Genomic DNA, 21,406 nt, shown 5'->3' on the forward strand with positions numbered 1-21,406 from the left:
ATTTTGATTGTTAACAGACAACATCATCGATTCAGTTGTGTTTATCTTCTTTTTATAAAATACTTTGAACTATGTTATATCCATTTGGCTTGTTCTGACCAAGGAATTTTCCCTACGGGGATCACGAAGATCGACTTTACTCTTCATTAATGATACAGCAGGGATCAAACAATGAGTTAGTAACATTTACTTATGTTTTAGATTACAACGATAAATAACTTTTGCCACTAACTCGATCATAATCTTTAATCTTCCGTTGTACAAATTTTTTTGCTGATCATTTCACCGGCTAATTGATGGCCTGATTCATTCCAGTGGCCACTCCCCATGAACGTGTTTTCAAACCCGTGCAAAAAGGTGTTATTCTCATCAGCATAGGATTGAAATAAAGGAGCTAAGGTTAACACTTCAAATCCTTGTTGTTTTCCTAAATTCCCAATCCGTTTATCTGGATAAAAAGGGTCTTCGATTTCTGCTTGAGCAAAATATTGTTCCCGATAAGCAGTATCCGGATAAACTTGAGCAGGATTACTTAATGTTACTACTAATAAGTCTGAGTTAATGGATTTTGTTTCTTGTTGAATCAATTTAATTAACTCTTCTGTAATATTCCATGCTTCTTGCCAATTGGGATCGCTATTTTTGTAAAGTTCTGGGGTAAAATCAAGATATTGAAGTGCGTCTTGACTTTGACTTTCTGTTTCAGTTCCTAATAATTGACGGTTCTTTTTGAGTGCCACTCTTGTTTCATTGAGTAATTGTAAAATACGAGAATTATTAATGGTTGAAAAAATAGCTTTTCTCGTAAAACTATTACGCCATTGATAGGTTTCTGTTTCCTTGAAGGATAAATCTAATACATATTTTCCCTCATTTTTAATTAAAAAAGGACTAAATCTATCCTCAGGACTTAAGGTTTTTGAGTTGTTAATAATATCGTTACCCGTAAAAACAGCTACAACTACTAAATCAGGAGAATATTGACTTACATGATGTTTTAAAGTCATATATTCTTGTGCAGTACCATAGTCACCCACTCCAAAATTAATCACTTCAATGTTTTCATTTTGAAACCTTTGACATTGAGGTAATTTATTTTCCATCAGTGACCAAAACGTATCCTCTGCATTAACTTGTATTGCTTCAGCAAATGAGTCACCAATAACAGCAATTCTAAAGGTATTTTCAGGCTTTTCTTTACTATAATTTTTATCTCTTAATCCATCTGTATTAACTGATACCCATCCCTTTCCTTCATGTTTCCACCACCCTGATACTCCTGGAATTAAAGCGTGGCCACGATGGGGATCAGCTTGATAAAAACTAGGGTAAGCTATACCCATTATTCTTAGGGCAATTTCTCCAATCATTAAAGCAAAAATTGCCCCTCCTAACCCTAACAAAAGATTACCACTGAGTTGTTTTAATTTGTTTGATTTAGACATAATTTTTAATAAATTTTGTTTTTATAATTGATATAGTATTTTTTGGACTCATGAGATACACTTAACTCCTGACTCCTGATTCTTGACTCCTCTCAAGCGATCACCTGTCTATCTCACGAATATGAGAAATACTATAATAAAGATTGTTCAGTTTGACTATCAAAAAGATGAATTTTTTCTGCATTAAAAGATAACCCTATTTTTTCACCGATTTTGATTAACTTTTCTCCTGAAAGACGAACAATTATTTGAGACCGTGTTTCATCTAAGGTTTCTGTAAATAAATAAATTTCATTACCTAAATTTTCTACTAAATTGACTTTAACTTGTAAATGTTCTGTATTAGAATTTTCTACGGTAATATGTTCAGGACGAATCCCCAAAATAGCTGATTTTTTATTATGTTTTTGTAAATAAGGTTTCCAGGTGGGAGGAATAATCAAGCTAAAATTACGGTAACTAATTTGTGAAAAATTTTCAATTTTAACGGGTAAAAAATTCATTGACGGGGTTCCAATAAAGCCTGCTACAAAACAATTAGCCGGATGATGATACAATTCTAAAGGAGAAGCAACCTGTTGAATTTTTCCTTGATTCATAACAGCAATACGCTCGCCCATGGTCATCGCTTCTATTTGATCATGAGTGACATAAATCGTTGTAATTCCTAGTTTGCGCTGTAATTGAACAATTTGAGAACGAGTTTGGCCCCGTAAAGCTGCATCTAAATTAGACATGGGTTCATCCATCAAAAAAACTTGAGGATTTCTAGCGATCGCCCGTCCTAAAGCAACCCGTTGTTTTTGTCCCCCTGATAAATCTTTAGGTAAGCGATTTAATAAAGCTTCTAATTGTAATAATTGAGCTACTTGGTGAACTTTTTGATTAATACTGGTTTCTGTTGCTGAATGGTAACGAAATGGTTTAGGAAATGCCCTAGTTAAACCCATTAAACCTTTTTTGAGTTCCCCTGGCAAAGCAGACTTATTCCCTTCTTTTCCCCCTTGACTCATACGACGTAAACCAAAGGCAATATTATCGTAAACATTGAGGTGGGGATAAAGGGCATAATTTTGAAACACCATGGCAATGTCTCGCTGTTTCGGTGGCAACTGAGTGACATTGTTTTCCCCTACCCAAATGTCCCCCGATGTCGCCGTTTCTAGTCCAGCAATCATGCGTAAAAGGGTGCTTTTTCCGCAACCCGACGGACCGACTAACACCATAAATTCCCCGTCTTTTATATCTAGGTCAATCTGGTGTAATACTTTGATTACATCCCCCTTTGAGTTTCCCCCGCGTTGAGGAAAACTTTTATTGATATCTTGTAAAGTAACTTTGGCCACGTTAATACACTAGAACCGTTTGTTTGATATTGTACAGTTTGATTAAGATAAGAAAAAATATATCAAGAAATGTAAGGGTTTTCATGGCGGATCAACTTATACGCGCAACAGCAGCCGATGGGGGTATTCGGGCGGTTAGCCTAATTTCTACCCGACTCACAGAAGAAGCAAGACAAAGACATCAACTTTCCTATGTTGCCACTGCGGCCTTGGGACGGACCATGTCAGCCGGTTTATTACTGGCTTCTAGCATGAAACGAGAAGGATCTCGTGTCAACATCCGGGTTAAGGGAAACGGTCCGTTAGGGGGATTATTAGTAGATGCCGGGTTAGACGGAACCGTAAGGGGTTATGTGGCTAACCCTAGCATCGAACTCCCTCCTAACGCCGTCGGTAAGTTAGACGTAGGGGGTGCAGTGGGTTCAGACGGGTTCCTCTATGTGGTGCGAGATATCGGGTATGGTTATCCCTATTCGAGTACCGTCGAGTTAATTTCAGGAGAAATCGGAGACGATGTGACCCATTATTTAGTCACCTCTGAACAAACCCCCTCAGCGTTGTTATTAGGGGTATTTGTGGGGGCGCAAGGAGTCACAGCCGCCGGCGGTTTATTATTGCAAGTCATGCCCAAAGCAGCCAGAGATGAAGAGTTAGTAGCTACTTTAGAATCTCGTATTGGTAAGCTTTCAGGGTTTACCCCTTTGTTAAGGGAAGGAAAAACATTACCCGATATTTTAGAGGAATTATTAGGAGATTTAGGGTTAGTTATTTTCCCTGAAGTTCAGATGTTACGATTTGATTGCCGTTGTTCTTTTAATCGAGTTTTAGGGGCTTTAAAACTATTAGGAGAAGCTGAGTTACAAGATATGATTGAAAAGGATGATGGGGCTGAAGCAACCTGCGAATTTTGTGGCGAAGTTTATCAGGCCAATAGTGACCAATTAGCCCAATTAATTGAAGATTTACGGGCAGACTCAGTTTAGTTTTAGTTGATTATTTTTTTATCAAAATGCTTAACCCTTCTCACTCATGAGAAGGGTTTTTTTAGAAAACTAGGGAAAAGCAACGTCATGTAATGCAGTGTCCACAACAGAAATATACTCTTGATTTGATAGAGCATTATTATTCAGTCTTCCTTTAGCGATCGCACTTTCGATGAGGGTTTCTGCATCAATTTTATTGGCTGCCACACCATGAATAAAACCCAGATGGCCAGGAATTCCTAAATCAGAAAAATAACCTTGATAAGCTAGTTCTACTAAAGTAGTTGCCAATAAGTTTGAGGTCGCTTGGTTACGATAATTGCTAACAGCTGCCACTTCTTCAGAAGCCATAACAGGGGTTACAATAGTCGCTAATAAAGCGGAGGATAAGCCACCAAGGATAAGATGTTTCATAGTGAGTTCTATCAAGGATAAGTTGTCTAAAAAGTTAGAAAAACAATCGCTGTGATGAGCGGTTTAATTCTAACGAGGTCATCAGTGTTCTACCTAGCTCAAATCTAAGTTTCACCTAGATTCAATCTGCCAATAATGTCATTATAAAAGGGTCATTTATTAACAATCTTCCTCTAATCAGTTCATTCGATTAGGTGAATCACATTAAAATCGTTCCCCAATACCAAAGTGAATGCGAGAATCTCCCTCATCATTAATGCCATAATCAACCCGAATCGGTCCGACAGGGGATTGAATTCTCACCCCAATGCCATAACCATAACCATCACTGGGTAAACCTCGGACTACCCCAGGAATCCCACGAACCGACCGTTGAGATTTAATGGTGGTACCATAATCAAAGAAAACCGCAGCCCCAACCGCAGGAATAATCGGAAATCGATATTCTGCCGTGGCTTGAAAATAACTCCGTCCGTTGCCCAGTTCCCCTTCTGCATAACCTCTGACGGAGTTACTACCCCCAATCACAAAAGCTTCATAGGGGGGTAAATCTTCCAATACCGTTCCTGCTTGTACGTTAAACGCTAAGGCTTGGGGTTTGGGTTGATCTTCTTCAATAAACCCTAAATCGATAAAATCCACGGGAATATAATAACTATAATTTCCCCGTAAACGAGTAAACGCAATACTTCCTGATCCCACGGGCAGGGTTTGTTCTACACCCAAGCGCAGAACATAGCCACTGGTGGGACGTAAAGGATTGTTGCGAAAATCTTGGGCGGCAGCAAAACTCAGGGTTAATAAGTCATCCCGTCCCGAATCGCTAAAGGATAGGGGTTGTTCAGGGAAACCATTCAGAGGGGCTGATAGGGGGGCAATATCGCCGTCGGCGTTTTCGATTTGCACCCGTTGATAGTTAATCCCTGCGGTCAGTCGCCAGTCTGGTTTGGTAAAGGGATCGTCAGCTAAAGGACGGGCAAAAGAAACCCCTCCCCCGGTACGAATCACCCTAGGACTATCAAATCCGTTCAGGGTTCTAATCGAAGAGTCATCCCCATCAAAGACGAGGGAAATGGTACGACGACGGAACCCATTAACCGTATAGGCGGTACGATAAGGATCACCCGCAATCCAAGGATCGGTAAAACTGACATCGAGGAGTAATTCCCGTTCCCCGACTTGCACCTCTCCGCCGAGGGTTTGGGCATTTCCTCCTAAATTCTGTTCTTGATAACTAATGGTTCCAAACAGTCCACTACTAGAACTGATCCCGGTTCCTGCGGCCAACGATCCGGTGTTTCCTTCGACCACATCCACATTAACAATAACTTCTCTGGATCTTCCCCTGGACTAAAGGAAATACGCACATCTTCAAACAGTCCTAAGCCAAAAATCCGTTGTAAATCAAATTGTGCTGTTCTACGGTTAAAGACATCTCCCGGTTCTAACTGCATTTCACGGGTCACAATAAAATCACGGGTTCTGCCGTCTACGGGTTCGTCTTCAGCATCAAAGAAACGAACTTGCACATCTTCGATCACCCCTTCGGCAATGACTAAGGTGACAATTCCGTCTTCGCTGACTTCGGGAGAACCAATCACTTGCGCTAGGTCAAACCCTTGTTCGGCGTACCATTCATTAATGGCTCTGATCCCCTCTTGGAGTTCTCGAAGGTTGAGGGTTTCGCCGTATTGATCGGCAAAAATTTCTTCTACTTTTTCAGGGGGTAAGGCCCGTTGATCTTCAACATCGGGAACGGTATTCACCACCACTTGTTCTAAAATGGGGTTCACTTCTACGTTGTAACTAATTCTTACCCCTAAAGGTGTGTCGGATGGTGTGACTTCAACGTTGGCAAAATAACCAGTGGCATAAATGGCGTTAACGTCTTCTTGCAGTTGAGAACGAGTGGCCGTTCGACCGGGTCGGGTTTGAATGGTGTTGTACACCAAGTCTTCTAATTCTGGGCCGGCTCCTTCAACCACCACTTCCACCACTAACACCCGAGGTTCTTCTCCTGTGGTTTCCGTTTCTTCTGTTTCAGTTTCAGGGGGAGGAATGGTTTCAGGGACTGGAACCACTGGGGGTTCAGGAGCAGGGGTCGTTTCTTGTGCCGTTTCTTGCTCTGTGGTTAATTCGGCTGCGATCGCTTTGTCTAAATTGCTGGGTGATAAGGATTCATCCCCGAAACCGTTGGCCGTTGTTAAGGTTCTGTGTTCTTGTAAAATGGCTGTGTCTGGCTCAGAGAGATTCTCAGAGGTAGAAACCTTAGGATCTGACTCAATTCTATCTGAGGACTCATTTAACTGAGGATCTGATCTCAAAGAATCATCGGACTCTACAGAAGCCTTTGAAGCCGTCTCAGGGGTGGCTATGGTTTCTTTTAAGGTGGAAACCTTAGGATAGGACTCCACTCTATCTGAGGACTGGTTTAACTGGGGATCTGAGATCCCAGAATCATCGGACTCGACAGAAGTTATCTCAGGGGTGGCTATGGTTTCTTTTAAGGTGAAAACTTTAGGATAGGACTCAACTGTATCTGAGGACTGGTTTAACTGGGGATCTGAGATCCCAGAATCATCAGACTCGACAGAAGTTATCTCAGGGGTGTCTGTCGTTTCTTTAAGGCTAGAAACCTTAGGATAGGACTCAACTGTGTCTGAGGACTCATCTAACCAGGGATCGGAGATGATAACCTCATTGAAGTCTCTTGCGGCTGCTTGTTCTGTGACTGAGTGAGTAGAAGAAACTGAACCCCTCTCATGCGATCGCACCCCTTCTCTGATAGCAGACACTTGGGGGTAAGGATCAACCACGGTTGAGGCCTCATTGGCCCCTAAGTCTCTCATCAACTCAAAAGTTGTCCCTTCTGGGTCTTTGATACTGGCCACTGATGGGACATTTTGGCCCCTAACAGGGTCATCTGTTACCCATACCGTTGTTGTTGTCAGAATAATCCCCAATAAAGGAGAAAAATGGAACTTTTTACTCTGGTTTGACACGTCCACACACCCAATCAAGCTATAGCGTTTTTACTGTTATCCGTTGCTGATGGTTAACTTAAACTAATAGCTAACAGCTTGTCTAACAGCCGATCCATCTTACCCATTATTCTGACTATCCCCATCACAAATTGTTCCGATCGCCTCTAGATTTGATCAGAAGCTAATCTGTCTAAAATTCGCTTTTGAACTTGTTGATAGGCAGTTTCGACTTGTCCTAAATCTCGACGAAACCGATCTTTATCCATCACACGCTTTTGGGGATCAGTTTCCTTTTGATCCCACAGTCGACAGGTATCTGGACTGATTTCGTCGGCCAATAGAATTTGTCCTTGGGTATCGATGCCGAATTCGAGTTTAAAATCTACTAGGGTAATTTGACAACTGGTAAATAATTCTTGTAGATGTTGGTTAATACTTAAGGCTAGGGTTTGTAGTTGTTTGAGTTGTTCTTCTGTGGCTAATTCTAAAATTAAAAGGCGATCGCGGGTTAATAAAGGATCGCCTAATTCATCTTTTTTAAAATAATATTCCACTAAAGAAAAGGGTAATTGATAGCCTTCTTCTAACCCAGTTTGGCGACATAAACTCCCGGCTGCAATGTTTCTCACCACCACTTCAATGGGAATAATTTTGACTCGTTTGACTAATATTTGATCATCGGCGGATTGTTCAATTAAGTGGGTGGGAATGCCTTTGGATTCTAACCATTTATACAAGGCGACTGTTATTTGACAGTTCATCTTCCCTTTTTCGGCAATGGTTCCCCGTTTTTGGGCATTAAACGCAGTCGCATCGTCTTTAAAATGGGTTAACAGCACTTCGGCATTCTCAGTGCTATAAAGAATTTTTGCTTTGCCTTCGTACAATTTTTCCATAATATTTTGCTATTGTCTAATGAGTCAGAAAATGATGCTTTTATCTATTTTTAATTTAAACAATTTCCGAACAACAGGTCAGAAAAAGCAGCCAATAACCCAGTTTCATGGGTTGAAGTTATTAATTACCTTAAAAACCCTAGCACTAGAGTTCATGATCTCGGTTCCCGTTGTTTTGGCCAATTGTAATGATCGCGTTGCTAGTTTAACACTGGTACAACCGATCATGGAACGTTTATGGCCTCAACTCAAGGCAGAAAACCCTATCTATGCTGAGCTAAAAGATGATGCTATTACCTTAACAGAGGCGTTTGCTACTTTAACGGGGAGACAAAAGCAGCAAGCTCTAGAACCGCTTAAACTAGGGTACAACAACAATTGGTTTGAGTTTCTAACCCCTGAAGAAAAACAGTCTGCTTTAGAAGATCGAGGTTTGGGGACTATTTCCCCTTATCGAGTTTATGCAAGGGATGGTCGTCTTATTTCTGTTCCCTATGATGGTTGTACTCGCTTGACGCTGCTGACGGAAAAAGAACGTTTTAGTTATTATTATCAAACCCTAATCTATCGAAATCGTTCACAAGTAGGACAAAGTGATATCACCCCTCAAATGTTACGTAATGCAGGTCAACCGTCTTGGAGAAGAGTGAATGTTTCTATTGAGTCACAACAAGAAGAACAGATTCGACGACAATTTTGGCAAACCATTGGTTACGATCTAGTTAATGAAGGTTGGTGGATCGCTTGGGTTCCCGAACAAGGCCATTTTGAAATTAATGTTCCTGTTGATTATGACAAAAATCAACTAGAAAACTATCTTCAGATAGCATCACCGAACTATAACTACGTTGTCATCGATAATGAAGGGAGTCTCAGAAACTTTGACTCAGAATAATTTCTACTTAATTCTTCTTTTCTACCTTAAATTTTATATTGATCAAGTTTGATTAAATCAAGTGGTTGTCACCTTAGATCATCTCGATATAGATTATCGTCAATAACTTAGCCTTGACGGGTTAAATTTTCTTTATCAATACAACGTAAATGCTAGGCAAAACTTATTCGTTTTGTCTCTATTTTACTAAACTTTTGTCAAAATAATCATTTTAATCATAACAAGAAAGATAACCAGAATTAACCCAACCTTCTAGACCATTAATTTGAGCATTCGGTCCTTGAATAACTTTGACTTTATACCAAATATTTTGTTGATCAATAAAGCGAACGATATTGCCATTATTGAGTCCGGCTCTTGATTCTCCATTAGGATTAAAACGCAAAGCGAGTTGACCTGTTCTAATATTAATCACTTCACAAAAAATTTCATTGATTGTGGTTGGTTGATTAGCTTGTAAACGAATTTGACTTTGATGAATATATCCCATTTGTCCACAAGCATCCGTTACATACCAACCATTTTCTGACCCATAAATATTGATGGGTTTAACTTGATTGACAGAGCAAATAATCCTACCATTTGGAGTCATTCTAACATTAGAAGGGGGCTCAAAAACCACCGCTTGGTTAATCGGTTGTGCGATGATCTGTTTATCTTCAAACCTAAAAAATAAATGACTCAGTAATAGAGTTAAACTAATTAGAGTTAATTGACTAATCTTCAGCATTTAAGGAAATTATCGCTTCGCTCGAAGTCAGAAGTAGGAAGTCAGAAGTCAGAAGTTTTTTTTCTAATAATTTTTAGTAAAGACTTTCTACTTCTAGACGTAGAAATTGGGTTTAAGACCCCCGCTACAAATTTATTTTAGCGGTCTTCAATTAGTGGTGAGTTTCAATCTCCCACTAATTGATACTTCTGACTTCACACTTCTGACTTCTGACTTCTTGAACTCATCACTTAGCCCAATCAAGGACTGTTAATTGAGTCTATCTTAACTCTACAACAGCGAAACTCTAAATTATGTTAAAACATATATAGATTTGTGATTAAATGTAAGGAGTTATCGTGGTAGCCTCAGAATCAAAACCGAATCTTATCAGTGAAGAAAAGTTATTTCATCAACAAGAAGAAGAGACATTTCAGTGGACAAAACAATGGTATCCTGTCGCGGTTATTGATCATCTTGATGGGTCTTATCCTCATCAAATTCAACTATTAGGAAAAGACTTGGTTTTATGGCAAGATGGAAACAATAAATGGCGGTGTTTTGATGATGTTTGTCCCCATCGTCTCGTACCTTTATCGGAAGGAAGAATCGAGTCAGATGGGACTTTACTCTGTGCTTATCATGCTTGGCGATTTGATGGAGAAGGAAATTGTGTTAAAATTCCTCAGTCAAAAGATGCAGCAACCGAGGCTAAAAATTGCGCTAATTCTAAAGCTTGTGCGATTAGTTATCCCGTCAAAGAATTACAAGGTTTAATCTGGGTTTGGGGAGAATCTGGAGAAGAAGCAAACGTAGAAAGTGAGTTAAGACAACCTCGTATTATTCCCGAATTAGAAGATAAATCAGACCGAGTGATCAAGTTATTTTGGTATCAAAGAGATTTACCTTTTGGATGGGATTTTTATATGGAAAATGTCATGGACCCGGCCCATGTTCCTGTGTCTCATCATGGCCTCTATGGCGATCGTTATTCTGATGCTAAATATTATGATATGATTCCTATTCGGAAGGTTTCAACTCAAGAAGGGTTTTCCTTTGGAATTCCTCCGATTGACACTAATTTTGATCAAGGAATCCAAGATTTTCAGCCTCCTTGTCATCATCGTATTGAGTTAAGTTCTAATGATCAAAGACAATTAATATTAGTTTTATACGCCATTCCTACTCGTCCGGGATGGTGTCGTCAAATTAGTTGTCAAGTGTTAGTGAAAAATGAGCAAGGACAAAAACCAGGGGGATTTTCTATTTTAGGTTTACCGATTCCTGACTGGTTAGGTCATGTTTTTAGTTCCTTTTTTGTTCATCAAGATTTAGTCTTTTTACATCAACAAGAAAAGATCATTGCTAAAAGAAAGACAGGGAAATGGATTGATAAAGTTTATACCCCTAACCCTCAAGATAAAATGGTTGTTACCTTTCGTAATTGGTTAGAAAAAAGAGCCGGGGGGGGTATTCCTTGGGACTCTAGTTGTGCTCCTCATTTACCTCCCATAGAAACCGATAAAGACAAACTATTTGATATTTATTCAACTCACACAAAAGACTGTAAAATCTGTCAAGATGCTCTGAAAAATATTAATCGGTTAACGGTTTTTAGTTTTATTAGTTCAGGAATTTGTTTATTTTTGGCTCTGTTAGTTGATAGCAGAAATATAGCGCAACAAGAGATTTCTACAGGGTTTTTGGTCGCCCCTCCTTTGAGTTTTTGGCTGTTAGTATTAGGGGCGATCGCTTTGGCTGTAATCGGTTATTATTTAAAGAAATTGAGCCGACTTTTTTATATCTATCGATTTGAACATCATCATAACGATTAAATCAATCATTAGATTACTGTAAGGTGGGCATTGCCCACCCTACTATTAATCATCCATTTGCCAGGGTTCTAATAAGTTATTTTCATCAAAAATCTTTTTAGGTCTTAAAACAATAATAACTTTACCTAATAAGGGAGTAGAGGGTTGCTCAGGAAACCATTGAAAGGTTAACTCGTCTGCTGCTTCGACTAAAAAATAACTCTGATCATCCCAGTTGGTTTGTTGGCGATCAATTAAGACTAACACTTGCTCTGGTTTGCCGGTTAAAGACTGAGGTAAGCGATCGCTTTGACATAAAATAGCCACCGGATCAACTGCTGTTAAGACAGCTTGCCAACTGGGGAGGGGAACCACAGACCCTGGGTTATGGTAAGTGATGGCGTTAAATGGGCTGATAATCTCTAATTTTTCCACGCCTAACACCTCATTTTTGCTCAAGGGAAGGGTTCCAGCCAAGGGAACGAGGCGGGATATCTCTTCTTGGTTTTGAACGCGATAGAGGGGCATTAACGGCGCGCTACGTTCAGGGGTTACTGTAAAGTCACTGAGCAATTTTTCAATGGCTTCTCTGGCGGTGTTAGAAAAAGCATATTTTAACCCTTTCGCGATCAAACGGGTTCGCGCTTGAAGGTCTTTTTTTTGTTTTGCTTGTTTCCAAGCTTGATAAGCCATTGCGTCTCCAGGATGAAGGGTAAACCCTGGGGGCAGTTGAGGCATTAAAGAGAAGGTTTGAAAGGTTTTAGCCACTTCTTTGGCTTCGATTGCGTCTAAAGTCTTATCTTTCGCTAACTGTGCAACGATCGCCCGTTGAGTTTGGTTTAAGATCCGCAGTTCGTAGAGAACATCGCTTTTGGGTCCGCGATAGTAGCTTAACAGGTCTTCAGAAACTTCTGTATTAAGTAAGCTATCGTAGACTTGGGCAGCGACGATAATCAAATTTTGTTGACTGGCCTGAAAACCGGTGGTTTCAAAGATGGTTTGACTGTTATAGCCTGCTTTTTGTAGCTGTTGACAAGTTTTTCCCCAGTCTACCCAGGTTCCTTCCTTGTGGAGAAGCGATCGCATTAATTCTTGAGCTTGTTCTTCAGAAAGTTGGGGTGATGTTTCTTCGGGGTGATGGTTCATCGACTATGTTGTTAAGATAAAGCTTGTTGAGGAGTTGGGTTGTAGACGCACATATTTTTTACCCATAACCTACGATTTTAATTATATCTCAAAAGCGAACGGTTAACTTAATGGTTTTATCTAGCTCAACTAAAAGAAGAAAAATAACAAATTTCCCTGTATTCTAGAAACATGAGCCAAAGGATGGATTTAAATCCTAGGAAACAATAAGATGAAAATTGCTTATTTAATTAATCAATATCCCAAAATTAGTCATAGTTTTATCCGGCGAGAAATTCTAGGATTAGAATCTTTAGGACTTTCCATTACACGGTTTTCAATTCGGACTTGTCAAGACCCATTAATTGATGAGGCTGATCAAAAAGAATTAAGGAAAACGAATATCATCTTAGATGTGGGAATTATTGGTTTATTAATTAGTTTTCTTAAGGTGGCTATTACGCGACCCAAACGGTGGTTAGAAGCATTTCAATTAACGGTAAAAATTGGTTTAAATTCTGATCGAGGCTTACTTTTGAATTTTGCCTATTTAGCCGAAGCTTGTGTTTTAGTTGACCGATTTTCTCATCTAGAAATCAGCCATTTTCATGCTCATTTTGGCACGAATTCGACTACGGTTTTGTTACTTAATAATGTGTTAACTGGAATCTCCTATAGTTTTACGGTTCATGGGCCAGAGGAGTTTGATAAAGTTGAGGCGATCGCTTTACCTGAAAAAATAAAAAGAGCAGCTTTTGTGGTTGCCATTAGTTCCTATGGAAAAAGTCAACTTTATCGCTGGTGTGATTTTAAAGACTGGGATAAAATTAAGATTGTTCATTGTGGGGTTGATGATGCTTTTTTTAATCTTCCTTACCAACCCATTGCAGAAAAACCTTGCTTTGTTTCTGTGGGTCGTTTGAGTGAACAAAAAGGTCAATATCTATTAATAGAAGCGGCCAGTAAATTGGTGTCTCAAGGATATGATTTCAAGTTATTTTTAGTAGGGGATGGAGACTTAAGACAACCGATAGAAGAGGCGATAAACCATTTTAATTTAAAGGATACAGTAGAGATTACAGGATGGGCGACTCAAGCAGAAGTACAAAAATATATCTTACAATCACAAGTTATGGTGTTACCTAGTTTTGCCGAAGGTTTACCGGTTGTTATTATGGAAAGTCTGGCTTTAGGTCGTCCTGTTATTAGCACTTATATTGCTGGAATTCCTGAATTAGTCATTCCTGGAGAATCAGGTTGGTTGGTTCCTGCTGGTTCCGTTGAAGCCTTAGTTAACACCATGAAAACCGTTTTAGATACTCCCATTTCTGAATTAGAAAACATGGGTAAAAATGGGGTAAAAATGGTCAAAGACAACCATAATGTTACCCAAGAAGCAGAAAAATTGAAATTATTATTTCAGTCTATTCATTAAATTAATCATTCTTAAAGTTTAAACGATGATACTCTTCTTAGAAATCTTACTAACCTTTATTTCTGGTCTGATTTTAATTCCCTGTTTTGTCTTATTTGTTGAATGTTTAATGTCTTTATTTCCTGGGAATGAAAAATCAGAAATTCAACTAGATAATAAAGTTGACTTCAATATTTTAATTCCTGCTCATAATGAAGAAACTGTTATTGAGATCACCTTAAAATCTATCATTAATCAAGTTGATGTACCAGAGAAAATTATTGTCATTGCTGATAATTGTACCGATAAAACCGCAGAAATTGCTCAACAATATGGAGTGACAGTATTAGAACGTTATGATCAAGAAAGACGAGGTAAAGGTTATGCTCTCGACTATGGATTAAATTACCTCAAAAATCAGTCTCCAGATATTATTATCTTAATCGATGCCGATTGTTATCTGGCCCCTGAAAGCATTAAAAAGTTAGTCCATCAATCTTTTATTACTCAAAAACCTGTACAAGGTTTATATTTATTAGAAAAACCCCAAGATCCGAGTCCAAAAGATTTAATTTCTGCTTTAGCTGTTTTAGTTAAAAATAAAGTTCGTTTTACCGGCTTATCTCGCCTAGGACTTCCTTGTTTATTAGCCGGAACAGGAATGGCGTTTCCTTGGGAAGCATTGCAACAAGTTTCTTTAGCGAGTGGGAATATTGTTGAAGATATGCAATTAGGAATTGATCTAGCTTTATGTGGATATTCACCTATTTTTTGTCCAGATGCAATCATCACTGGTATTCTTCCGCAACAAAGTTCAGCAGCAAAAACCCAAAGAACCCGATGGGAACACGGTCATATTCAGACAATTTTAAATCAAGTTCCCAGACTATTAAAAGCAGCAATTACTCAAAGACGTTTTGATTTAATCGCCTTAGCATTAGAGTTAAGTGTTCCTCCTTTATCCTTATTAGTCATGTTATGGATAGGGACAGTTACTATTACAATTATTGCAGGGTTCTTGGGTTTATCGTGGCTACCGACTATCATTTTATTGATAGCAGGATTCTGTTTAATGACAGGGGTTTTAATGGGTTGGGCTAAATTTGGACGTAAAGAGATTCCCGGTTTTGCCTTACTTAGCATTCCGTTTTATCTATTATGGAAAATTCCCCTTTATTTTGCCTTTTTAGTTAAACCTCAGTCACAATGGGTAAGAACAGAAAGAGATGAAATAGTGAACAGTAAATAAGTTTAACTCATATCTTGCACCTTCGATAAAATCAGCTAATGAGGATAGGCAAGAGGCAATAGGCAAGGGTTCTCCCCCTAACACAAGGGGGAGTTAGAGGGGGTGGCAATAGGCAATAAGCAAGTTAAATCCCTGTTTCTCATTGTTTATCGTCCCTTCGCTCCTGGGTGTGGGTTTGAATCCCCATCAATTGCCCCCCTACACCCTACACCCTTTTCAAACAGTCTCCTCTGCTCCCTACTCCCTGCTCCTCTACAATTTTAACTAGGATCTTTGTGATTTACGTTACAATTGAGGGGGAGGGGTGACCCTCAGTTTCGTTAATTTTTTATCGATGTCTTGTATGAGTTGAAAATCTTGGTTTCCTAAGTTGTAATTAGGATGGCGAAGGCAGTCAAAGGCTTGTCTAAACTGTTCAGAATGGGCTAAAATTGGCACATCAAAATGAGCCGAAATAATGCGCTCAAACCCCCATTTTGAAACGCGATCAACCCAAGTTAACACTTCTAATGGGTTCCGATTTAAAATCACGCCTTGTAAAATGGGTGCCACTAGCAGGGGATGATAATGAAGTTTCTCAAAGGATAATTTCCAGCTATCATCCCACTGAAAGGGAAAGAGTCCAAAATAGGCTTTTTTAGACCGTTCAGGGGATTTTAACGCCTGTTTAACGACTTTACCCCAATTAACAGTTCCTAAAGCATGGGGACGAAAATAAAGAGCAAATAAGACAATTCTTTGCCATCCTTTGATCCGGTTTTGTGGGGTATCTTCACTCCTGTCTAAGCTACTATTTCTCGCATGAAATAATAGGGGATAGGGATCAAGTTGTACGATGTCGGGGGGAGTATGGGGAACCGAAATGATCGAATCGGTTAATAATAAAGTATGCGATTGCTTATGATAAAAAGCCACTTCTTCAAATATCCCTAAACCCAAATCCAACGGCCCTAAAATGGCATAATCAAATTCATCCGCAAAGGGACTATTCTGACTCTCTAAGGGCAGTTTGTGGGTTCGTTTGAGAGGAAACCCTAACCAACTTAAAGGGAGGTTAACGGGGAAACTCCATTGATCTGGAGAGACGAAAACTTGTGCTTTCGGGAAACATCTGGCAAAAGGCCCGACAAAGACTTTATGTTCAATACCAGAAACTGTGGGTAAAATGATATATTTAACCGCTCCATGAGTCTCTACTAACTCATTCACCAGACGGATACACTCACGGGTGGGGGCCACCGGTGCATAAACCAAAAGTCCACCCTTAGCGAGTTTCACCACCGTCATGCGAATGGGGACAACCACATAGAAAATCCCCTGACATTGCTCAAACGTCCAGATCGTATCTTTGACGATTTCTTTGCGGAGGGTACGACGTTGACTATAGGGGTAGAGGGGTACCACCGGCCAAAATGGCCAAGTTATATCCTTAGGACTAATGTTACCTGATTCGGTCATTTTAGTGCCACGTACCCCCTAATCTCCTGATTTCGTCCATCGGTTAACCTGATTTTAAGCTAACTGAACTATTTTAATCTTTCTGGCACCCGAAAAACAAGAATCACATTTTTATTGGTTGAATACTTGCGCTGACTTTTCTGGTAACGTTTCCTCTTCTACCTTTTCTGCTGATCGCTTTTCACTTTTAATCTTAGCGATTTTCAACTTCAGAAAACTACTAATTCCCGCCATTCCTAAAATACATAAGATTCCTAGGGGTTCAGGAATCGGTAAAGATACTAAAGAATTGTTAACAGTCAGAAGTTGATCAGAAGAAACACGATTGTTCTCTATTTTAGTAAGGATGGTTTGGGATTGTTCATTTTGTACCTTACTAAGCTGATTTATGCCATTATTTTTACTGAGGACTGATTGATTGCCAAATGATAAAGATAAAAAGGTAACAACAGCGATAATCTCTAATTTACTTACTATTTTCATTGTTCAAAAAAAAGGTATTTGGTCGCAATTATAGGTAAGACTTTCAAAACCCCCCTAATATTTTAGGAATGCTTTAGATTTGGGGGTAATAATGCTTGCCTGTCCCGACCAAAAAGTATTTTATATCATAGAAGAAAGCTAGGAAAGACAAACAATATGAAAACTCCCCTACACCGTAAATCTTCTCATAAAAATGGTGATTTGACACAAGAAACTTTACAGTTAGAAGGAATGGGATGTGCTGCTTGCGCGGGGACGATTGAAACAGCCATCAATAAAGTTTCTGGAGTAGAAGAATGTAGTGTAAATTTCGCCTTAGAAAGAGGAACGGTAACATATAATACCAAAATTACTGATTTAGAAACCATACAAGCTGCGGTGAGTAAAGCAGGTTATAAAGCTTATGTTTTAGAAGAGGAAAAAAATAATCAAACGGGGGATATTGAACAGGAAAAAAGGGCTTATTTACAACAAGAACTAACCCAAAAAGTCATAGTGGGGGCTGTGGTTAGTTTGATCTTAATTTTTGGGTCATTACCCATGATGATAGGGGTATCTATTCCGTTTATTCCTAATTGGTTACATAATGCTTGGTTACAGTTAATTTTAAGTATTCCTGTGATATTTTGGTGCGGTAAAGGGTTTTATACAGGAGCGATCAAAGCGTTAAAACATGGTACGTCTGACATGAATACCTTGGTTGCTTTGGGAACGGGGGCTGCTTTTATTTACTCTTTATTCGCCACATTTTTTCCTAGCTTTTTCATCTCTCAAGGGTTAAATGCTGATGTTTATTATGAAGCGGCTGTTGTTATTATTACTTTAATTTTATTGGGTCGATTGTTAGAAAATAGAGCCAGGGGTAAAACATCAGAAGCCATTCGCAACTTGATGGGATTACAAGCAAAAACAGCGCGAGTGATTCGTAAAGGGGAACCCCTCGATATTCCTGTAGAAGATGTGGTTATCGGTGACATTATTTTAGTGCGGCCAGGGGAAAAAATTCCCGTAGATGGGGTGATTATTGAAGGACAATCTACCTTAGATGAATCCATGATTACTGGGGAATCCATACCCGTTGAAAAACAAGCAGGAGATGAAGTTATCGGAGCAACTATTAATAAGACAGGAAGCTTTAAATTTGAAGCGAAAAAAGTGGGCAAGGACACCACCTTATCCCAAATCATTCAGTTAGTTGAAGAGGCACAAAATAGTAAAGCTCCTATTCAAAAAATAGCCGATCAAGTGACCGCTTGGTTTGTTCCTGGGGTGATGAGTATTGCTGTGATTACCTTTATTTGTTGGTTCATTTTTGCTCAAAATTTATCCTTAGCATTGGTAGCAACTATTAGTGTTTTAATTATTGCTTGTCCTTGTGCTTTGGGGTTAGCAACTCCCACATCAATTATGGTAGGAACGGGTAAAGGAGCCGAAAACGGCATTTTAATTAAAGGTGCAGATAGTTTAGAATTAGCACATAAAATTAAAGCGATCGTCTTAGATAAAACAGGTACATTAACCCAAGGAGAACCCACTGTTACGGATTATATTACACTAGATGGAATTGCTAATAATAACGAGCTTAATATTTTAGAAATAGCAGCAGCTATTGAACATAATTCTGAACATCCCTTAGCAGAAGCCATTGTTAATTATGCTAAATCTCAAGGGGTTTCTAATAACTTACCGAAAGTTGAGCATTTTGAAGCCATAGGAGGTCAAGGAGTACAAGGAAAAATAAACGGAAACTTAGTACAAATCGGTACACAGAAATGGATGGAAGAAATAGGGGTTAATACTAATGAGTTGATGCACAAAGCAAAAGAATGGGAAAGTCAAGCAAAAACAACCCCCTGGATTGCTGTTAATGGGGAAATAAAAGGCTTATTTGCCATTGCTGATGCGGTGAAACCTTCCTCCGTTGAAGCGGTTAAAAAGCTGAAAAAATTGGGCTTAGAAGTGATTATGTTGACGGGAGATAACCAACAAACCGCCCAAGCGATCGCCGATGAAGTGGGAATATTCCATGTCTTTGCAGAAGTGCATCCCGACCAAAAAGCCGATAAAGTGAAAGAAATTCAGCAATCTCAGGGTAAAATCGTCGCTATGGTAGGGGATGGTATTAATGACGCGCCGGCACTCGCTCAAGCAGATGTAGGAATGGCGATCGGTACCGGTACAGATGTGGCCATGTCGGCCAGTGATATTACCCTCATTTCAGGGGATTTACAGGGGATTGTAACCGCTATAGCCTTGAGTCGTGCAACCATGCAAAATATTCGTCAAAATCTCTTTTTTGCCTTCATTTATAATACGTTAGGAATCCCCATTGCTGCTGGTATTTTATATCCCTTCTTTGGTGTCTTATTAAACCCGATGATTGCCGGTGCAGCCATGGCCTTTAGTTCCGTTTCTGTGGTTTCCAATGCTTTGAGATTGAGGAATTTTCAGCCATAATCAGGTTTTTAAATGATACTGGCACTTAATTAAAGGATTCAAACAGAGCCTCAATCAAGCCTACTTTATTAGATTTTTTTAACAAAAAAAGAATGATTCATTAAATTATTAAAGAAAAATATATCTTTCCTTTATCACTCTAGGGAAACCTCTATAATTTTTTAGGACAAGCTAAATTTCTGGCTACTCCAAGATGGGGAGAAATCAGGGCAAAAGTTTGTCGAATCCTCATCAAATTGAAAGATAAACCGAGATGGATAGTCAAGTCAGCGATGGCGAAAAAGACCGAATTCGTCAGATAGCCAGTTTGTTATACGAAGCCAGTCGTCCAATTCGCATTTTAAAAACAATTGCGTGGCCACCTGAAGTGAAAGAAGCGTTTTTTGCCAAAAAAGCCCAAGAGCTTCCCAAAGTCACTTATACTCCCATTGATCCCACTCCTACCCTCGAAGCGGTAAGGGAGGCACGTCGCTCAATCGTGCCGATTTCCCCGATCGATCTCTGGCTCGAACGGCAAGCGAATAGTCTCGAACTGGCTGCGAGGATGCTCTCCCCCTCAGTCGTCGGCGACAATGCCTTTTTTGAATATTCCCGACAGCTTTATGGGGAACCCACCACTCCTCTGCGTTACTTTCCCATAACGCCCCTAGAACTGTCCCAGAGCATTTGCGATACCATCGATCAACTGGCACATATCGAGATGGATATTGCCACTCCAGAGTATCATCGGGCTGAAGAAGTGGCCAGGGACATTGAACGTGCCGTGCAAAATCATTTTGGTGAGGATGCTCCCAAAGTGGAATTGGTCGATAAGCTTTCTGCTAATGCTCTAGCAACGGCGAGTACCATCAAAATCCGCCGAGAAGCTCGCTTCACCGACCGAGATGCCAGCCAACTTTTAAACCACGAAGCCTATATTCATGTTACAACCTCCCTGAATGGGAAGGCACAGACTGACCTGCCCATCTTGGCCGCGGGACATCCCGGCACAACCCGAACCCAGGAAGGACTGGCGGTTTATGCCGAAATTGTCAGTGGTTCGATGGAATTAGATCGGCTGCGACGGCTGGCAGATCGAGTGTTTGCCATCCAGATGGCGGTTGAAGGGGCAGATTTTCTAGAAGTCTATCGCTATTTTTTAGAACGGGTTAATAACCGTGATCAAGCGTTTGAGAATGCGAGGCGAGTATTTCGGGGTGGTGATATTAGAGGTGGCGCACCTTTCACGAAAGATGTGGTTTATCTGTTTGGACTTCTAGGGGTTGCGAGTGCCATCCGCACTTTCTTTGCTGCTGGACGTTCTGACTGTTTGGCGTTACTCTTCTGCGGTAAGCTAGATTTTATGGACATTCCCGCCCTTTGTGAACTCTACGCAATGGGACTGTGCCGGGCCCCTCGCCATCTGCCCCCTTGGGTGAGTGACCCTCGCTATTTGCTGTCACTGCTCACTTATTCTATTTTTATGAACAAGATCGAGATGGAACCGTTGCTGGTGGTTGCCAACAAGCTTCTGGAGAGTGCGCCAGTGGTCAAGTTATCCAGGGAGTGAACTGTGGCCAACCCTATTTTTCAAGGACCGCGATCGCTGTTTGATGATTTGTTGGGTAGACGACATCGGTTCGCAATACATCAGTAAAGGCAACAAGAAATCGAGACGACGTTCCTGTTGCCTTTACCCCTTAAAATTTGTAAATATTGCAGCAGTGAAAGGAAAGAAACTATTAATAGAGGTTT

The 21,406-nt window shown here is 39.9% G+C and carries 15 protein-coding genes and 1 pseudogene; 7 read left to right on the forward strand and 9 right to left on the reverse strand.

Features of this window, described 5'->3' with window-relative positions:
• Nucleotides 1-245 precede the first annotated feature (245 nt).
• A complete protein-coding gene (locus C4E06_RS09055; protein WP_107667782.1) occupies nucleotides 246-1,445 on the reverse strand; it encodes an SGNH/GDSL hydrolase family protein in 1,200 nt (399 codons plus the stop codon).
• Nucleotides 1,446-1,576: 131 nt separating this feature from the next.
• Nucleotides 1,577-2,791, reverse strand: a complete 1,215-nt coding sequence (locus C4E06_RS09060; protein ID WP_107667783.1) for an ABC transporter ATP-binding protein — start codon at nucleotides 2,789-2,791, stop codon at nucleotides 1,577-1,579.
• Between the two features lie 83 nt (nucleotides 2,792-2,874).
• On the opposite strand from C4E06_RS09060, the gene hslO reads away from it, so the two are divergent.
• Nucleotides 2,875-3,774, forward strand: coding sequence for an Hsp33 family molecular chaperone HslO (hslO, locus tag C4E06_RS09065; RefSeq protein WP_107667784.1), 900 nt, complete (start codon nucleotides 2,875-2,877; stop codon nucleotides 3,772-3,774).
• A 69-nt stretch (nucleotides 3,775-3,843) separates the two neighbouring features.
• On the opposite strand, the gene C4E06_RS09070 is transcribed toward hslO, so the two are convergent.
• The 3 genes and pseudogenes from C4E06_RS09070 to purC form a co-directional block, all read right to left on the reverse strand.
• On the reverse strand, nucleotides 3,844-4,188 hold the full coding sequence (locus C4E06_RS09070) for a hypothetical protein (protein ID WP_107667785.1): 345 nt from the start codon (nucleotides 4,186-4,188) through the stop codon (nucleotides 3,844-3,846).
• 204 nt (nucleotides 4,189-4,392) lie between these two features.
• Nucleotides 4,393-6,683: pseudogene (locus tag C4E06_RS29520) on the reverse strand (BamA/TamA family outer membrane protein).
• A 653-nt stretch (nucleotides 6,684-7,336) separates the two neighbouring features.
• On the reverse strand, nucleotides 7,337-8,068 hold the full coding sequence (purC, locus tag C4E06_RS09080) for a phosphoribosylaminoimidazolesuccinocarboxamide synthase (RefSeq protein ID WP_107667786.1): 732 nt from the start codon (nucleotides 8,066-8,068) through the stop codon (nucleotides 7,337-7,339).
• 31 nt (nucleotides 8,069-8,099) lie between these two features.
• On the opposite strand from purC, the gene C4E06_RS09085 reads away from it, so the two are divergent.
• Nucleotides 8,100-8,963, forward strand: a complete 864-nt coding sequence (locus tag C4E06_RS09085) for a phosphoribosylaminoimidazolesuccinocarboxamide synthase (protein ID WP_107667787.1) — start codon at nucleotides 8,100-8,102, stop codon at nucleotides 8,961-8,963.
• 211 nt (nucleotides 8,964-9,174) lie between these two features.
• On the opposite strand, the gene C4E06_RS09090 is transcribed toward C4E06_RS09085, so the two are convergent.
• Nucleotides 9,175-9,693, reverse strand: coding sequence for an SH3 domain-containing protein (locus C4E06_RS09090; RefSeq protein ID WP_107667788.1), 519 nt, complete (start codon nucleotides 9,691-9,693; stop codon nucleotides 9,175-9,177).
• Nucleotides 9,694-10,031: 338 nt separating this feature from the next.
• Between C4E06_RS09090 and C4E06_RS09095 the strand changes: the two genes are divergently transcribed.
• Nucleotides 10,032-11,507 carry a Rieske 2Fe-2S domain-containing protein gene (locus C4E06_RS09095; RefSeq protein WP_198648453.1) on the forward strand — a complete coding sequence of 492 codons (1,476 nt, stop codon included), beginning with the start codon at nucleotides 10,032-10,034 and terminating at the stop codon, nucleotides 11,505-11,507.
• 45 nt (nucleotides 11,508-11,552) lie between these two features.
• Here C4E06_RS09095 and C4E06_RS09100 read toward each other — a convergent pair whose 3' ends face one another.
• Nucleotides 11,553-12,632 (reverse strand): RuBisCO accumulation factor 1, encoded by a 1,080-nt coding sequence (locus C4E06_RS09100; protein ID WP_107667789.1) that lies wholly within the window; start codon nucleotides 12,630-12,632, stop codon nucleotides 11,553-11,555.
• Nucleotides 12,633-12,843: 211 nt separating this feature from the next.
• Between C4E06_RS09100 and C4E06_RS09105 the strand changes: the two genes are divergently transcribed.
• Nucleotides 12,844-14,046: a glycosyltransferase gene (locus tag C4E06_RS09105; protein WP_107667790.1), complete on the forward strand. Its 1,203-nt coding sequence runs from the start codon at nucleotides 12,844-12,846 to the stop codon at nucleotides 14,044-14,046.
• Between the two features lie 25 nt (nucleotides 14,047-14,071).
• Nucleotides 14,072-15,274, forward strand: coding sequence for a glycosyltransferase family 2 protein (locus C4E06_RS09110; protein WP_107667791.1), 1,203 nt, complete (start codon nucleotides 14,072-14,074; stop codon nucleotides 15,272-15,274).
• Between the two features lie 285 nt (nucleotides 15,275-15,559).
• Here the strand turns inward: C4E06_RS09110 and C4E06_RS09115 are convergent, their stop codons facing one another.
• Together C4E06_RS09115 and C4E06_RS09120 are read right to left on the reverse strand one after the other, a co-directional pair.
• The gene (locus C4E06_RS09115; protein ID WP_107667792.1) at nucleotides 15,560-16,732 is read right to left on the reverse strand and encodes a DUF4336 domain-containing protein; all 1,173 of its coding nucleotides are present in this window, start codon (nucleotides 16,730-16,732) and stop codon (nucleotides 15,560-15,562) included.
• Between the two features lie 111 nt (nucleotides 16,733-16,843).
• The gene (locus tag C4E06_RS09120) at nucleotides 16,844-17,215 is read right to left on the reverse strand and encodes a hypothetical protein (RefSeq protein ID WP_107667793.1); all 372 of its coding nucleotides are present in this window, start codon (nucleotides 17,213-17,215) and stop codon (nucleotides 16,844-16,846) included.
• A 156-nt stretch (nucleotides 17,216-17,371) separates the two neighbouring features.
• Here C4E06_RS09120 and C4E06_RS09125 point away from each other — a divergent pair, with 156 nt between their 5' ends.
• Nucleotides 17,372-19,672, forward strand: coding sequence for a cation-translocating P-type ATPase (locus C4E06_RS09125; protein ID WP_107667794.1), 2,301 nt, complete (start codon nucleotides 17,372-17,374; stop codon nucleotides 19,670-19,672).
• A 253-nt stretch (nucleotides 19,673-19,925) separates the two neighbouring features.
• A complete protein-coding gene (locus C4E06_RS09130) occupies nucleotides 19,926-21,221 on the forward strand; it encodes a flavohemoglobin expression-modulating QEGLA motif protein (protein ID WP_107667795.1) in 1,296 nt (431 codons plus the stop codon).
• Nucleotides 21,222-21,406: the final 185 nt, after the last annotated feature.

The sequence above is a fragment of the Cyanothece sp. BG0011 genome (assembly GCF_003013815.1).
GTDB lineage: Bacteria > Cyanobacteriota > Cyanobacteriia > Cyanobacteriales > Microcystaceae > Crocosphaera.